Here is a 15,609-nt window from a genome sequence, read left to right as displayed (position 1 = left end):
TCCGGCTCACTTCTCCCGGACTTGTGATGGTCTCGCCCCGAGCGGCCCACCTCGGACCCACTCGGCGCCGTGCTCAATGAGGTCCTGACATGCTGCGTCGCATCACGGACTGCCGATGGTCGCGCTTGTCAAAGCCTTCATTCGGGTGACCGGCGCCGTTCGACGACGTTCACCTGACAGTCAGTATCCCACATCGCTCAACGAGGTCACCCACCGCTGAGTCAATCAGCCCGGAAGGGCACTCCGGTTGCCGGTTAGAGGCTCGGAAACCAGAGCGCTATCTCGCGCTGCGCCGATTCCGCGGAATCGGAGCCGTGGACCAGATTGGACTGCGTTTCCAGGCCGAAATCACCCCGGATAGTGCCCGGCGTGGCCTTGTCCACCGGATCGGTCCCCCCGGCGAGCTGCCGGAACGCCGTGACGGCCCGCGCCCCCTCCACGACCACCGCAACAACCGGGCCCGAGGTGATGAATTCCAGCAGCGACCCGAAGAATGGCTTACCGTCATGCTCGGCGTAATGACGGCGCGCCAAGTCGTCGCTGACGGTCCGCAGTTCCAGCGCCGCGAGGGTGAGGCCCTTGCGCTCGATGCGGCGCAGGATCTCGCCGACCAACCGGCGTTGTACCCCGTCGGGCTTGATCAATACGAGGGTCCGTTCGGTCACCGGCCCAGAGTAGATGGCCCGCGGTCGATGCCCAAACCGAGGCGCCGCCGCACCTCGGCGCGCAGATAGGCGATCAGCAACCACACCCCGGTGAACAGCAACCCGATGAACCCGACAGCCGGGTGAACCAGGAAACCCGCCACCAGCGCCGGCTGCACACCCAGGTTGGCCCAAATCGCCCACGACCTGCGTTGGATCCCGGCCAACGCCACCAACAGCACGGCAAGTCCCACCAGATAACCCAGGGACGCCGTGCCCCAGCCGCCACCGACCACGCCCACCACCGGTATGGCCAGCAACACGACGATCGCCTCCAGTATCAACGTCGCCGCCATCACCCCGGCGAAGCTCTTCCAAGGGTCGGACCCGGCGGGCTGTTCGTCGTTCACTGCGGATCACGACCGAACAGCGAGCGAGCGGCTCCGGCGGTGACCACCGAGCCGGTGACCACGATTCCGATACCGGACATGTCGGCTTCCACCCCTTCCTCCAGAGCGGCGGTGTCCGCGAGCGCGGTCGCCGCGTCGATGGCATCGCCCATGTTTGCCGCGGCGATCACCCGGTCGGGCCCGAACCGTTGCTGTGCTGCCAGCGTCAGCGTCTCGACGTCCAGTGCCCGCGGTGACCCGTTGTGGGTGACCACCACCGCATCCAGCACCGGTTCCAGCGACGCGAGGATGCCGTCGACGTCCTTGTCTGTCAGCACGCCGATCACCCCGATCAGGGTCCTGAAATCGAACTCGTCGGCCAGCGTCTGCGCAAGCGCGGCCGCGCCGGCCGGATTGTGGGCGGCATCGATGAACACCGTGGGCGCACTGCGCATGCGTTCCAGACGTCCGGGGCTGGTGACGGCGGCGAACCCGGCACGTACAGCGTCCACGTCGAGCTGCCGCTGGGCGCCCGCACCGAAAAATGCTTCGACCGCGGCCAGGGCCAGGGCCGCGTTGTGGGCCTGGTGCCCGCCGTGCAGCGGCAGGTAGATCTCCGGGTACACCCCGCCCAGGCCCTGCAGGTCCAACACCTGCCCGCCGACCGCCACCCGTCTGTCCAGCACCGCGAACTCCGAATCTTCCCGGGCCACAGCGGCATCGGCGCGCACCACCTGCGTCAGCAGCACCTCCATGGCCTCGGGAACCTGCTGCCCGATGATGGCGACGGTGTCGGGTGCGCCGTCGCGGGCGCCGGCGATGATGCCCGCCTTCTCCGCGGCGATCCCGGCGATGTCCGCACCGAGGTAGTCCACATGATCGACGCCGATCGGGGTCACCACCGCGACCGGTGCATTGAGCACATTGGTGGCGTCCCAACGCCCCCCCATGCCCGTCTCGACCACCGCGACGTCGACAGGTGCGTCCGCGAACGCCGCGAATGCCATCGCGGTGAGGACCTCGAACTTGCTCATGGCCGGACCACCGGCGTCCTGCGACTGCGCGTCGACCAGCTGCACGAACGGCTCGATCTCGTGGTAGACCTCCACGTAGCGCGCCGGGCTCAGCGGCGTGCCGTCGATCGAGATGCGCTCGACCGCGGACTGCAGGTGCGGGCTGGTTGTCCGCCCGGTCCGCATCTGCAAGGCGGTGAGCAGGGCGTCGACCATCCGGGCCACCGACGTCTTGCCGTTGGTGCCGGCGATGTGGATCGACGGGTAGCTGAGCTGCGGTGAACCGAGCAGATCCATCAACGCCGCAATACGGGTCAGGCTCGGCTCGATGCGGGTCTCCGGCCAGCGCTGGTCGAGCAGGTGTTCCACCTGCCACAGCGCCGCGATCTCGTCGGGAGTGGGTGCCGTGTCGGCAACATGTTCGGGCAAATCGGCTGAACCGGCGGTCATTTCGAAGCTCATCGCAGTGCGGCCAGCCGGGCCGCGATCCGGGTGGACTCCTCCTGCGCCAGTTGCCGGCGGTCCCGGATCTTGGCGACGACGGCATCCGGCGCCTTCGCCAGGAAGTCGGCGTTGGCCAACTTCGCGGCTGTCGACGCCAGTTCCTTCTCCGCGGCCGCCAGGTCCTTTTCCAGACGGCGCCGTTCAGCGGACACGTCGATGGTGCCCGAGGTGTCCAACTCCACCAATACCGTTGCGGCGCTCAGTCGCACCTCCAGTGACGCCGACGCACGAAAATCCGCATCCGGCTCGGTGAGCCACGCCAGCGACCTCGCAGCAGATACGTGAGTATTCAGATCGGCCTCGTCGGCCCCGGCCAACCTGGCCGGCACCTTCTGCCGGTCGGCCAGGCCCTGGTCGCTGCGGAAACGACGCACTTCGGTCACCAGCTTCTGCATATCGGTAATCCGTTGTGTGGCACGTTGGTCCATGCCGATTCCCGATGGCGCCGGCCACTCGGCTATCACCAGCGACACCGGATCACCATTCGGGCCGCCGAGAGCCTGCCACAATACCTCGGTGATGAAGGGCATCACCGGGTGCAGCAGTCGCAATAGCGTGTCCAACCCCGCCGCCAGCACGACGGTGGTATGGGTATCACCTTGCGCGAGCTGTGTTTTGGCGAGCTCAAGGTACCAGTCGCAGAATTCATCCCACGCGAAATGGTAGAGCGCCTCACAGGCTCGGCTGAACTCGAAGTCCTGGAGCGCCGAATCCACTTCGGCCCGAACCTGTTCCAGCCTACCCAGAATCCAGCGATCAGCATCGGTCAACTGCTCGAGCGGCGGAAGTGGCGCCAACTCGGCACCGTTGATCAATGCGTAGCGGGTCGCGTTGAACAGCTTGGTGCCGAAGTTGCGCGAGGCGCGCACGGCATCCTCGCCGATGGCAAGGTCGCCGCCGGGATTGGCGCCGCGGGCCAGGGTAAAACGCAGCGCGTCGGCCCCAAAGGTGTCGATCCAGTCCAGCGGGTCGACGACGTTGCCCTTGGATTTGCTCATCTTCCGGCCGGACTCGTCGCGAATCAGCCCGTGCAGGAACACATCGGTGAACGGCACCTGCGGGCCGCGACGGCCATCGAGGGTGATGGCGTCGTCGGCGCCGGCGAAGGCGCCGAACATCATCATTCGGGCGACCCAGAAGAAGAGAATGTCGTAGCCGGTGACCAGAACGCTCGTCGGATAGAACTTTTCCAGCTCGGCGGTCTTCGACGGCCAGCCGAGCGTGGAGAACGGCCACAGCGCCGAGGAAAACCAGGTGTCCAGCACATCGGGGTCCTGGCGCCAGCCGTCCGGGGGCGTCTCGTCCGGGCCGACACACTCGGTCTCGCCATCGGGCCCGTACCAGATCGGGATGCGATGCCCCCACCACAGCTGCCTCGAGATGCACCAGTCGTGCATGTCGTCGACCCAGTCGAACCAGCGGGGTTCCAGGCTCCCCGGATGGATCACGGTGTCCCCGTTGCGAACCGCGTCGCCCGCAGCCTTGGCCAGCGATTCCACCCGGACCCACCACTGCAGAGACAGCCGGGGTTCGATGGGCTCGCCGCTGCGTTCGGAGTGCCCGACACTGTGCAGGTAGGGCCGTTTCTCCTCGACCACCCGGCCCTGGGCCGCCAGTGCCTCGCGGACCGCGACGCGCGCGTCGACCCGGTCCATGCCGTCGAATTGAGTTCCGGTCTGCGATATTCGCCCGGCGGTGTCCATGATCGAGGGCATCGGAAGCCGGTGGCGAATACCGATCTCGAAGTCATTCGGGTCATGCGCAGGTGTGACTTTGACTGCGCCGGTGCCGAATTCGGGATCGACGTGTTCGTCGGCGACGATGATCATGTCGCGGTCGACGAACGGGTGCGGCAAGGTGGTTCCGACAAGCCGGCGGTAGCGTTCGTCGTCGGGGTGCACCGCGATCGCAGTGTCGCCGAGCATCGTCTCGACCCGGGTGGTGGCAACCACGATGTGCGGCTGCGAATCGTCGAGGGCGCCGTAGCGGAACGACACCAGCTCGCCTTCGGTTTCCCGGTAGTTGACCTCGAGGTCGGAGATCGCGGTTCCCAGCACCGGCGACCAGTTGACCAGCCGCTCCGCCCGATAGATCAGCCCGGCATCGAAGAGACGTTTGAAGATGGTCCGGACCGCCCGGGAAAGGCCCTCGTCCATGGTGAATCGGTCGCGGCCCCAGTCGACACCGTCACCGAGGCGCCGCATCTGAGCGCCGATCGCACCCCCGGACTCCCGTTTCCAGTCCCAGACTTTCTCGATGAACGACTCACGGCCAAGATCCTCTTTGGCCTGCCCGTTCGCAGCGAGTTGCTTTTCCACCACGCTCTGGGTGGCGATACCGGCGTGGTCCATGCCCGGCTGCCACAGAACTTCGTAGCCCTGCATGCGTGTGCGTCTGGTCAGCGCATCCATCATGGTGTGTTCCAGCGCATGACCCATGTGCAGGGTGCCGGTGACGTTCGGCGGCGGCAGCACGATGCAGTACCCCGGCTTGGCGCTGCGCGGGTCCGCGGTGAAGTAGCCCGCGTCCAGCCACCGCTGATAGATCGCGGGCTCCATCGCGAATGGATCCCACGATTTGGGGAGCTGATCGTCGGCGCGGCTGGCGGTCACCAGACAATTCTAGGAACCGCCGGCCGCACCGCTGCGCAAGGGCCGTGGTCTGCGGTGACGCCTGCCCACGGCCTCCGGCCTCCGGCCTCCGCCCGGGATCAGGGAATCGTCAGCACCTGCCCCGGATCGATCAGGTCGGGATTCGGGATGCCACTGGCATCCGCGATCGCCTGGTACTTATTGCCGTCACCGTAGAAGCGTTCGGCGATGGCAAACAGGGTGTCGCCGGAGACGACGGTGTACGTCTGCGCGGCGGGCTCGGACGGGTCGCCTGAGACCGCGCTGTCGACGGAACCAGCCCCGGTCTTGGCGTCGCCGTCGGCGTTGGGGTTGGGCGGCGGCGGGCCGTCGGTCTCGGTCTTGGTGGACCAGGCCGGACCGCCGGCGGCATAGAGCACCAGGTTGCGGTCATCCTGCAGCACGAGCCGGACATTCTTCTTACCCTTGGTGTCGGTGTGCCACACCGGCTTGTCGGCGGTGTAAAGCACGAAGTTGCCGTCCTTCTGCACTTCGGCGCGCACCACGTCCTGACCATTGGTCGCGGTGGACCACAGTGGCTTGCCCCAGCAGGCGAGCACCAGGTTGCCGTCGTCCTGCAAGGTCAGGCTGTAAGCACCGTTGTTGGAGACCAGCGACTCTCCCCGAACCAGCTTCTGCCCTGCGTCAAGCGTGTCTGACATGATTTTCCTTTCGGTCACAAAATTGGCGGCCGACATCGGCCGTAGAAACTGATGCGCCGGAACTCCGCGGCGCCGATGCGACTATTTCTTTCCTCCGAGCAGGCCACCGAGGATGCTGCCCAGGGCACCGCCCTTGTTGCCGCCCAGCACGCTGCCCAGGATCCCACCGAGCGCGTTGTTGTTGCCGCCACCGCCGAGGATACTGCCCAGAACCTCACCCAGGGCCCCGCCGGAAGCACTCTGCTGCGAGACACCGGCCCCCGCTGGAGCCGCATTACCTGCAAGGTGCTTTCCGACGTACGCCAACACTATGGGCAGCACGACCGGCAGCAATTGCTTGACCAGAACGGCACTGCCGACTCCTCCGCCGGCCAGCGCCGAGGCAACCTGGTCGGTGTCCTTGCCGCCGAACAGGGTCGAGACGGCTTCGAGCCCAAAGGCCTCATCGAGGTTTCCCAGGCCTCCGGCGTCCAGTAGGCCCTTGGCGGCCTGACCGGCGGCGGCTGTCGCGATTGTGCTGGCAAAATCGGAATCTTGCGAATTCTCCTGCAACCCGCTGAGCAGCACCGGAACCAGGGTCTGGATCGTCTGGCCGACTTCGCCTTCGTCTGCACCCAGTTTTGCCGCGATATCCGCCGTCGGAATCTGTGCGAACAGGTCTGCTAGCTCGGCCATTGCTTTCTACCTTACGTCGATGAAATGCTACTGAACGGGTCGTGGGACTAGTTTCAGACAGTAGCCGCCAACTGCTCCGACCAACACCCTTCGCCGGAAATCGGCCCTTTATTGCCCCGGTGGGGTCAACCGCTCCGCCGTCAAGGTGACTCCGGCTGCCGGGAATCGCGCGAGCAGCGCATCGCCCATCGCCGCCGCGGGAGTCAGCACCCCGCGCAGCTCAGAGAGCGTGTCGCGGTCTTTCGCCAAGGCGAGACCACACTCCCCCAGCAGGACCGAGGTCGCCTGGTAGCCGGGGTCGCCCCGCTGCTCCATCCGGGCCACATAGCGCACACCGGACGTCGCGGCGGTGTAGGTCTCGATCTTGTAGTAGCCGCGCTCACGAGCCGCGGCGCTCGGGCCGGACCCCGGCTTGGGCACAATCCGCTGCACCAACCCCTGCGGAATCCGATGGAAATAGCGGCTCCCCAGTCCGAAAATCACGCTGCCGACGCCGGTCACGACCGCCGATGTCAACGGGGCCAGCGGCGACGAACCCACGCTCATCGACTCGGTGTAGCGGAAGCGGCGTCCGTAGGCCCAGCCGAGCAGGGCGTTGCTGCGGCGCACAATGCGGGTGTTGTAGGGCGCCATCAGGAATCCCGCGGTCCACACGCCGTCCAGCTCGGGCGCGATCTTCCGCCCGCGACGCAATGGCAGGTCGGGCTGCGAACCCAGTTCGGGCTCCGCGGCACGGTCCCCGCTGAGTGTGTACGGGTCGAGCATGTGACGACGGGCATCGGGATCGGAGGACGCGGTGCGCAGCACTTCCAGCACCGAGGCGATGGTGCCGCCCGAAGCACCACCCCGCATCGACCGCACCACCAGATCGGTTGCTCCCAGCTCACCGGCGCCGTCGCGCTCGATGGCGCGATGCAGTGCGAATACGGTCAGGTCTGATGGAATCGAATCGAAACCGCAGGCGTGCACGATGCGGGCTCCGGTGTCGACGGCCTGTTTGTGGTAGGTCTCGATGCTTTCGCGGACGAAGTTCGCCTCACCGGTCAGGTCGGCGTAGTCGGTGCCTGCCGCCGCGCATGCGGCCACCAGCGGTTCCCCGTATCGGGTGTAGGGGCCCACGGTGGTGACCACGACCCGGGTGCGGGCGGCCATCTCATCGAGCGACGCGCGGTCGCTGGCGTCGGCGAGCACCAGCGGCCAGGACTGCGCTGAAGCCCCCAGGGCTTGGCGCACCGAGTGCAGGCGATCCATCGACCGGCCGGCCAGGGCGATCCGCGCATCCCCGGCGGCCCGGGCAAGGTATTCGGCGGTCAGCTTGCCCACAAAGCTTGTCGCACCGTAGAGGATGATGTCGAATTCGCGCGGCGTCTCGGTCACCCGAACGAGGCTACTCCGGCGAGCACGGTGAGCGAGGCGCCGAGAGTTCACCGCTACCGATCGTGAAACGACCTGTTTGGCACCCCCCAGCCCCCGGACGCGACGAAGCGCCGGGCCTCAAGCCCGACGCTTCGTCGTTGATGTGCGCGGTGTGGCGCTACCGAGGCGGTCAGCCGCGGCGGCCGCAGACCGGCCAGGCGCCGATTCCCTGCGTGCGCAGCACGTTCTCGGCCACCCGGATCTGCTCCTCGCGGCTGGCGGCCGAGGCCGAACCCGATCCGCCGTTGGCGTGCCAGGTGCCGGGGGTAAACTGCAAGCCGCCGTAGTACCCGTTGCCGGTGTTGATCGCCCAGTTGCCGCCGGACTCGCACTGCGCGATCGCGTCCCAGTTCACGCTGTAGGCCCGCACCGGAGCGGCCGGCGCCGGAGCCTCGTCGGCCACGGCTTCGTCGGCCAGCGCCTCATCGGCCAGAGCCTCGTCGGCCACGGCTTCGTCGGCAGCAGCGGCCTCGTCAGCCAGAGCCTCGTCAGCCACGGCTTCGTCGGCCACGGCTTCGTCGGCAGCAGCGGCCTCGTCAGCCAGAGCCTCGTCGGCCAGCGCCTCGTCGGCCACAGCTTCGTCGGCCAGCGCCTCGTCGAAGGCCACCGGCTCGGGAACCTCGTCGACCGCGGGAAGGTCGAAGTCCATCGGCTCGTCTGAAGCCTGCGCGTCGGAATCCCCGGCGTTCACGTCCGGAACGTTCGGGTCAATGCCTGGAGCCGCGTTCGTGTCGACTTCCGGACCATCTGCGTAGGCAATGGCGGTGCCCGGCAGGGTCAAGAGTGCGCCGGTGATCGCGGCGACCATGAGCTTGTTGCGGACGTTCTCCAACGTTCTTCCTTTCGTTTCGCGCGCTGCGGGCAACCCAGCAGATGCGGGTTGGGTGGTACTTGGTACGTCAACGACGCAGCAGTGCGCGGTGCCGTGGATTCAATTTCGTGATCCGTTGATTGCGGCCCAATTCGGACCGCCCAATGGAACCGTACGATAACGATCTGATTTCGTCACCCCCGATATGCGGGTATCTCGATACAATCACAGACCGATAATGACCGCAAATTCGCGGTATATTCGCAGTTCAACAACCGGTTTCAAGCCCTGGGCCGCAAGGCGTGGTCACCAGGGGTTCGTGAGCCGAATCACCCTGCATTGGCCCCGTTTACCCTGCGCCCACGGCGCAATAGTGCGAGTGGACTACACCCTGAGCGCAGAATCAACGGCTACGCGGTACAGGCGACTGCGACGGCAAATCGGTGACGGTGTTGACGTTGGCCAATACCGGCGTCTGCGCCACGACGAGGCGCCGGCAATCGGATGCGTCGATCAGGGTGCGCATACGCCGCTCACCCGCGGCCACCAACGCATCAATCCGGTCGGCCAGATCCGTCCGGTACAACGCGGCCAGGTAGTGGCTGCGGCCGTCCCAGGGGACAACCACTTCGGCACCGGTCGCAACCGCTACGCCCAGCAGTTCATCGATCAGATCGACCGTCAACCCAGGCATATCGACAGCAGACACGAACGCCAGCCGCACTCCCCCCGCGGCGGCGGCCCGCAATCCATCCCCCACCGCCGGCAGCGGCCCGAGCCCCCGCACCCGGTCGCGCAGGATCTCGGCACCCGGCAGTTCAGGCAGCCGCTGCCCCGCAGCCGCCATCACGTAGACCGGCGAACAGCATCGGCCGACGACACCGACGACCCGCTCGACCAGCGTGGACGCCCCGCCGTCAAGGATCAGGGTGGCCTTGTCCCGCCCCATGCGACGCGATCGGCCACCGGTGAGCACCACCGCGGCCACCGGAATGTCGCCGGGCACGCCCGTGCCTCAGTCCACGGTCCAGGTGTCGCGTCCGCGCAGCAGCGCCTGGAGTGCAGCCTGGTCGGCGGCGTCCGAGCTCCGGGCGGATTCGACCTGCGCGCGGACGGCATCGTCATAGGTGGGGCGGCTGATGTCGCGGAAGATACCCAGCACCGTGTGTTCCAGGGTTTGATCGGACAATCGCGACAAGGCAAACGCGTAGGCGCCATCGGCATCGTGGGCGTCGTGCACGACGATCTCGTCGGCCGCTACATCGGCGGTCTTGGCCACGTCCAAGCCGAAGCCCGACTTCACCACACAATATTCACCGTCGGTCCCGAAGACGATCGGTTCGCCGTGGCTCACCTTGATCACCCGCTCTTCGGAGCCCTCCTTGCGCAACACGTCGAACGAGCCGTCGTTGAAGATCGGGCAGTCCTGCAGGATCTCCACCAGTGCGGCACCCCGGTGCGCAGCAGCGGCCCGCAACACCTCCGACAGCCCAGCCCGGTCCGAATCCAGCGCACGGCCGACGAACGTCGCTTCGGAACCCAGGGCCAGCGACACCGGGTTGAACGGGTGGTCGAGCGAACCCATCGGAGTCGATTTGGTGATCTTGCCGACTTCCGAGGTTGGCGAATACTGGCCCTTGGTCAACCCGTAGATCCGGTTGTTGAACAGCAGGATGGTGATGTTGATGTTGCGACGCAGCGCGTGGATCAGGTGATTGCCGCCGATCGACAGGGCATCACCGTCACCGGTAACCACCCAAACCGACAGATCCTCGCGAGCAAGCGCCAGGCCGGTCGCGATGGCCGGTGCCCGACCGTGAATCGAATGGAACCCGTAGGTCTCCAGATAGTAGGGGAACCGGCTGGAACACCCGATTCCGCTGATGAACACGACGTTCTCGCGGCGAAGGCCGAGTTCGGGCAGGAAGGTCCGAATCGTGTTGAGGATGACGTAGTCACCGCATCCGGGGCACCAGCGCACCTCCTGGTCGCTGGCGAAGTCCTTGCTCTTCTGCGGCTGGTCGGTGGTGGGAACCCCGTCGTGCTTGTGCGGCCGAGCGTCTTCCTCCGACACGGGGGTCAAACCAAGATCGCTGTGCGCCAGATTGCTCATCACATCAGTCATGAGCCCTGCTCCTTACTCGTCGCCTCACACCGGATCATCATGACGCCGCTCATGCACTCGCCTGCGCGGTGATCCTGGCCGCCGACAATCTGGCGACCATCATCTTGTCCTGTTCAAGCTCGTTCAGCCGCCCGGCCAGCGCAGCCCGGATGAAGCGGCCGACCTCGTCTGCCAGGAACGCCAGGCCCCGGACCTTGGTGACCGACTGCACGTCGACGAGGTACTTGGCTCGCAGCAGCAACGCCAGTTGGCCCATGTTCATCTCCGGGCAGACCACCCGCGGGTAGCGGCCCAGCACCTGGCCCAGGTTCGCCGGGAACGGGTTGAGGTACCGCAAGTGAGCGTGCGCAACTTTGGTGCCGCGTCGTCGCGCCCGCCGGCACGCCTCGCCGATGGGGCCGTAGGAACTGCCCCAACCGATCAGCAGCAGCTCGGCATCGCCGGTGGGGTCGTCCACCTCGATGTCGGGAACACTGATCTCCTGAATCTTGGTGTGGCGCAGCCGAACCATGAGATCGTGATTGAACGGGTCGTAGGAGATGTTGCCCGAGCCGTTGGCCGACTCCAGCCCTCCGATACGGTGCTCCAGCCCCGGCGTACCGGGAACGGCGAATTGACGGGCCAGGGTCTCGGGGTCGCGCGCGTACGGCTCGAAGGGAGCGTCGGATTCGGCGAAGACGTGCTCGATGGGGTTCAGTGCGCTGACGTCGGGAATTTGCCACGGTTCCGAGCCATTGGCGATCGCGCCGTCGGACAACACGATCACCGGTGTGTGGTAGGTGACCGCGATCCGCACCGCCTCAAGCGCGGTGTCGAAGCAGTCCGACGGGGAACGCGGTGCGACGATCGCCACCGGGGATTCCCCGTTCCGGCCGAACAGCGCCTGCAGCAGGTCGGCCTGCTCCGTCTTGGTGGGCAGCCCCGTCGAGGGCCCCCCGCGCTGCACGTCGATGACGACCAGCGGCATCTCGGTCATCACCGCGAGCCCCAGCGCCTCGGACTTCAGCGAAATACCCGGGCCAGACGTGCTGGTCACACCCAGCGCCCCGCCGTAGGAGGCACCGATGGCCGCACAGATCCCGCCGATCTCGTCCTCGGCCTGGAAGGTGATGACGTTGAAGTTCTTGTGCTTGGACAGCTCATGCAGAATGTCCGACGCCGGGGTGATCGGATAGCTTCCGAGTACGACCTGCTTGTCGGCCAGTCGGCCGGCCGCGACGATCCCATAGGCCATCGCGGTGTTTCCGGAGATCTGCCGGTACTCGCCGGCCGGCAGCGAGGCCTTGGCCACCTCGTAGGTGGCGCCGAAAGCCTCGGTGGTCTCGCCGTAGTTCCAGCCTGCTTTCAGGGCCAGTACGTTGACCTCGGCCACTTCGGGCTTGCGCGCGAACTTCTCCCGGATGAAGGTCTCGCTGGTCTGTATCGGCCGGCCGTACATCCAGGACAGCAGACCCAGCGCGAACATGTTCTTGGCGCGCTGGCCGTCCTTCTTCGTCGCACCGATCGATTCGACGGCGCCGAGGGTCAACGAGGTCATCGGCACCGAGTGCACGACGTATTCCTCGAGTTCGTCGGACTCCAGCGGGTTGGTGACGTAGCCGACCTTGGTCACATTGCGCTTGGTGAACTCGTCGGAGTTCGCGATCACCATGCCACCGCGCGGCAGGTCGCCGAGGTTGGCCTTGAGCGCCGCGGGGTTCATGGCGACCAGCACGTCGGGCCGGTCACCCGCAGTCAAAATATCGTAGTCGGCGATCTGGATCTGAAACGACGACACTCCGGGCAGGGTGCCTGCCGGGGCCCGGATCTCGGCCGGGTAATTCGGCTGTGTCGCCAGGTCGTTGCCGAAAACCGCCGCCTCGGCGGTGAACCGGTCGCCGGTCAACTGCATGCCGTCGCCGGAGTCGCCCGCGAACCGGATAACGACGTTTTCCAGACGCTGCGGGGCGGTCCCGTCGCCAGACTCTGCCCCAGCACCGTTGCCGGTCGGATTCACCTCTGCGCCTTTCTACGCGTTCCGTCGGTAATCGGGCAGGCACTCCGTCGCGGTTAAGGAATGTGCGTAGTCGGAGTGCCTTCCGCTGATCGCCGCTTCGCACATCATCGGTGATTCCGATTATGGCACCGTGCGGTGTCCGCCGATTCTGCCCGAATTCCTCACCCGTGCCAGGTCAGGCGCCAAAAAGCCACGTCAACGGACTAGCGCGGGCGGTGGCCACACATCACTGTGGTTTTGATCACCCCCGCACTCCCGCACCGTCCGGATGGTCGCCGCCGCGTCCCGGGGAATCCCCCGGCACACCGGAACACGTTCTATTTTTCGCCACCCGCCGCCGGCGCCTCATCGGGCGCGACTCGCGCTAGGCGGACTTGTCGCGCCGCTCGCTGCGCGACGGTTTGCGCGGAACGATCGTCGGCAGCACGTTGTCCTCCACCGTCTCCTTGGTCACCACGACCTTGGCTACGTCATCACGGCTCGGGATGTCGTACATCACCGGCAGCAGGACTTCCTCCATGATCGCGCGCAACCCGCGGGCGCCGGTGCCGCGGTGAATCGCCTGGTCGGCAATTGCCTCCAGCGCGTTATCGCTGAACTCCAACTCCACGTTGTCCATCTCGAACAGCCGGGTGTACTGCTTGACCAGAGCGTTCTTCGGCTCGGAGAGGATCTTGACCAACGACTCCTTGTCCAGGTTGGTCACGGAGGCGACCACCGGGAGCCGGCCGATGAACTCCGGGATCAGACCGAACTTGATCAGGTCCTCGGGCATCACGTCGGCGAAGTGGTCGGTGGTGTCGATCTCGGCTTTGGACCGCACCTCGGCGCCGAAACCCAGGCCGCGCTTACCCACGCGTTCGTAGATGATCTTCTCCAGACCGGCGAATGCCCCCGCAACGATGAACAACACATTCGTGGTGTCGATCTGGATGAACTCCTGGTGCGGGTGCTTGCGGCCGCCCTGCGGCGGAACCGACGCCTGGGTGCCGTCCAGGATCTACAGCAGGGCCTGCTGAACTCCCTCCCCGGAGACGTCGCGGGTGATCGACGGGTTCTCGCTCTTGCGGGCGATCTTGTCCACCTCGTCGATGTAGATGATGCCGGTCTCGGCGCGCTTCACGTCGTAGTCGGCCGCCTGAATGAGCTTGAGAAGGATGTTCTCGACGTCTTCACCGACGTAGCCGGCCTCGGTCAGGGCGGTGGCGTCGGCGATGGCGAACGGTACGTTGAGCATCTTGGCCAGCGTCTGAGCCAGGTAGGTCTTCCCGCAGCCCGTCGGCCCGAGCATCAGGATGTTCGATTTCGTCAGCTCCACCAGCTCGTGGCGGGAGTCGCGCCCCTTCTCACCTGACTGAATACACTTGTAGTGGTTGTACACTGCTACCGACAGTGTCCGCTTGGCGGTGTCCTGCCCGATGACGTAGCTCTCCAGGAAGTCGCGGATCTCGACGGGCTTGGGAAGTTCGTCGAGTTTCACATCGTCGGCGTCGGCAAGTTCCTCTTCGATGATCTCGTTGCACAGGTCGATGCACTCGTCGCAGATGTACACACCGGGACCCGCGATGAGCTTCTTGACCTGCTTCTGACTCTTCCCGCAGAAGGAGCACTTCAGCAGGTCGCCCCCGTCTCCGATGCGTGCCATGATGCCCCAGAGCCTACTTCCTGTGTCGCCGTGTCGTCATCGTCCTGGTTGCCGCGAGTATCCCACGACGCTACCCGTTTGTTCCGGCCCGACGCGACCGTTAACACCGAATAGCTCCCCTGGGACTCATCGTTACATCCGTCTCAGGCTGGTAATCGTCTTGCGAGTGCAACATATCGCCCACGGTGTCCGGCGCCCATCGAGACGCGCGGTCTGCCAGTCACTACTTGGTAAAGCAGTACATCCGGTACACGATCTCGTTGTCGCTCAACCGCCGGTATCCCAGCGAGCCGGGCCCGCCGGCAATCGCGGTGGCTATCCGGCGCCCGAAGGGCAGCCGGCGAGTGATCTGGCCGACCAGGCGATTTTTCTCCAGGCCGCGCAGGACCTCGGCATTGATCCCCCGTTGGTCCACCTGTGTCAGGGCGGCCGCGGCCAATGTGTTCTCCCAGGCCGCGACCGCATCGGCGTCGCGCAGATCGGCATAGAGAAAGTGCCCTCCCGGGCGCAGCACCCGGACCACCTCGTCGACAAAACGCGGAAAATCCAGGTAGTGCAGACCCGCTTCTACGTTGACCAGCGCGTCGAACGACTCGTCGGGGAACGGCAGCCTCTCGGCGGTCCCCTGCACGAAATCCAGTCCGGGCAGAGTATGGCGCCTGCGGCAGAATTCCACGCCGAGGTTGTTCAGGTCCAAGCCCGTGTAGCGGGCCGGGTGCAGGGTCCGGGTCAGGTAGGACGCGCCGCCGCCGTGCCCGCAACTGACCTCCAGCACATCCTTGCCCTTGAGGTCCACCTGGGTTCCGACGCGATGATAGAGCTGGATGGGATAGCGATCGGGCTCGTCGGCCGCCCCCAGCGACAGCGCCATCGGCGGGTCCTCCTCGTATCCGAGATTGAGGAACAGCACATCGTCCTTGGCGAGTGCCCGGCTGAGCAGCCGGTAGCCGGTCTTGGTGGTGGCCCAATGCACGCCGGCCCGTATCCGCGCGTTGCGGGCCAGCCGATTGACCGCGTCCTCCGCGCGCGTGCGACGGATCGACATAGCTCAGCCCCTCCCCGCCGCGCGTAGTGCAACGGCAACCTGCGCGCAATCGTA

Annotated in this window: 12 protein-coding genes and 1 pseudogene; all 13 read right to left on the bottom strand. The window is 66.0% G+C overall.

The window, feature by feature from the left end; genetic code table 11:
* Positions 1-254: 254 nt before the first annotated feature.
* The 13 genes and pseudogenes from ndk to ACK5M9_RS02480 all read right to left on the bottom strand — a co-directional run bounded on the left by ndk (position 255) and on the right by ACK5M9_RS02480 (position 15,555).
* A complete protein-coding gene (ndk, locus tag ACK5M9_RS02540) occupies positions 255-665 on the bottom strand; it encodes a nucleoside-diphosphate kinase (protein ID WP_416891630.1) in 411 nt (136 codons plus the stop codon).
* Positions 662-1,000 (bottom strand): DUF4233 domain-containing protein, encoded by a 339-nt coding sequence (locus ACK5M9_RS02535; protein ID WP_416891647.1) that lies wholly within the window; start codon positions 998-1,000, stop codon positions 662-664. The genes ndk and ACK5M9_RS02535 overlap by 4 nt, the downstream gene beginning before the upstream one ends.
* A 50-nt stretch (positions 1,001-1,050) precedes the next feature.
* Complete coding sequence (gene folC, locus ACK5M9_RS02530) at positions 1,051-2,496, bottom strand: bifunctional tetrahydrofolate synthase/dihydrofolate synthase (protein ID WP_416891629.1); 1,446 nt, start codon at positions 2,494-2,496, stop codon at positions 1,051-1,053.
* Between the two features lie 8 nt (positions 2,497-2,504).
* Positions 2,505-5,108: a valine--tRNA ligase gene (locus ACK5M9_RS02525; RefSeq protein WP_416891646.1), complete on the bottom strand. Its 2,604-nt coding sequence runs from the start codon at positions 5,106-5,108 to the stop codon at positions 2,505-2,507.
* Positions 5,109-5,260: 152 nt separating this feature from the next.
* Positions 5,261-5,842 (bottom strand): LysM peptidoglycan-binding domain-containing protein, encoded by a 582-nt coding sequence (locus tag ACK5M9_RS02520; protein ID WP_416891628.1) that lies wholly within the window; start codon positions 5,840-5,842, stop codon positions 5,261-5,263.
* Between the two features lie 81 nt (positions 5,843-5,923).
* Positions 5,924-6,517, bottom strand: coding sequence for a DUF937 domain-containing protein (locus ACK5M9_RS02515; RefSeq protein WP_416891627.1), 594 nt, complete (start codon positions 6,515-6,517; stop codon positions 5,924-5,926).
* 108 nt (positions 6,518-6,625) lie between these two features.
* Positions 6,626-7,894: a saccharopine dehydrogenase family protein gene (locus ACK5M9_RS02510; protein WP_416891626.1), complete on the bottom strand. Its 1,269-nt coding sequence runs from the start codon at positions 7,892-7,894 to the stop codon at positions 6,626-6,628.
* A 169-nt stretch (positions 7,895-8,063) separates the two neighbouring features.
* A complete protein-coding gene (locus ACK5M9_RS02505) occupies positions 8,064-8,765 on the bottom strand; it encodes a transglycosylase family protein (protein ID WP_416891625.1) in 702 nt (233 codons plus the stop codon).
* A gap of 382 nt (positions 8,766-9,147) precedes the next feature.
* Positions 9,148-9,750 carry a molybdenum cofactor guanylyltransferase gene (gene mobA / locus ACK5M9_RS02500; RefSeq protein WP_416891624.1) on the bottom strand — a complete coding sequence of 201 codons (603 nt, stop codon included), beginning with the start codon at positions 9,748-9,750 and terminating at the stop codon, positions 9,148-9,150.
* A 9-nt stretch (positions 9,751-9,759) separates the two neighbouring features.
* Positions 9,760-10,869 (bottom strand): 2-oxoacid:ferredoxin oxidoreductase subunit beta, encoded by a 1,110-nt coding sequence (locus tag ACK5M9_RS02495; RefSeq protein ID WP_416891623.1) that lies wholly within the window; start codon positions 10,867-10,869, stop codon positions 9,760-9,762.
* 49 nt (positions 10,870-10,918) lie between these two features.
* Complete coding sequence (locus tag ACK5M9_RS02490; protein ID WP_416891622.1) at positions 10,919-12,865, bottom strand: 2-oxoacid:acceptor oxidoreductase subunit alpha; 1,947 nt, start codon at positions 12,863-12,865, stop codon at positions 10,919-10,921.
* 364 nt (positions 12,866-13,229) lie between these two features.
* A pseudogene (gene clpX / locus ACK5M9_RS02485) lies at positions 13,230-14,510 on the bottom strand (ATP-dependent Clp protease ATP-binding subunit ClpX).
* Positions 14,511-14,733: 223 nt separating this feature from the next.
* Entirely contained in the window at positions 14,734-15,555 is an 822-nt protein-coding gene (locus ACK5M9_RS02480; protein ID WP_416891621.1) for a phthiotriol/phenolphthiotriol dimycocerosates methyltransferase, read from the bottom strand.
* Positions 15,556-15,609: the final 54 nt, after the last annotated feature.

The organism is Mycobacterium sp., assembly GCF_047975165.1.
Taxonomy (GTDB): domain Bacteria; phylum Actinomycetota; class Actinomycetes; order Mycobacteriales; family Mycobacteriaceae; genus Mycobacterium.
The sequence above is the reverse complement of the archived record's forward strand: the minus strand, read 5'-3'. Positions and strand labels throughout refer to the sequence as shown.

Bases quoted from the DNA above. Each gene is read 5' to 3' on its own strand.
- ACK5M9_RS02535 (WP_416891647.1), bottom strand. From the start codon at position 1,000: ATGGCGGCGACGTTGATACTGGAGGCGATCGTCGTGTTGCTGGCCATA.
- folC (WP_416891629.1), bottom strand. From the start codon at position 2,496: ATGACCGCCGGTTCAGCCGATTTGCCCGAACATGTTGCCGACACGGCA.
- ACK5M9_RS02525 (WP_416891646.1), bottom strand. From the start codon at position 5,108: ATGGAGCCCGCGATCTATCAGCGGTGGCTGGACGCGGGCTACTTCACC.
- ACK5M9_RS02520 (WP_416891628.1), bottom strand. From the start codon at position 5,842: ATGTCAGACACGCTTGACGCAGGGCAGAAGCTGGTTCGGGGAGAGTCG.
- ACK5M9_RS02515 (WP_416891627.1), bottom strand. From the start codon at position 6,517: ATGGCCGAGCTAGCAGACCTGTTCGCACAGATTCCGACGGCGGATATC.
- ACK5M9_RS02495 (WP_416891623.1), bottom strand. From the start codon at position 10,869: ATGACTGATGTGATGAGCAATCTGGCGCACAGCGATCTTGGTTTGACC.
- ACK5M9_RS02480 (WP_416891621.1), bottom strand. From the start codon at position 15,555: ATGTCGATCCGTCGCACGCGCGCGGAGGACGCGGTCAATCGGCTGGCC.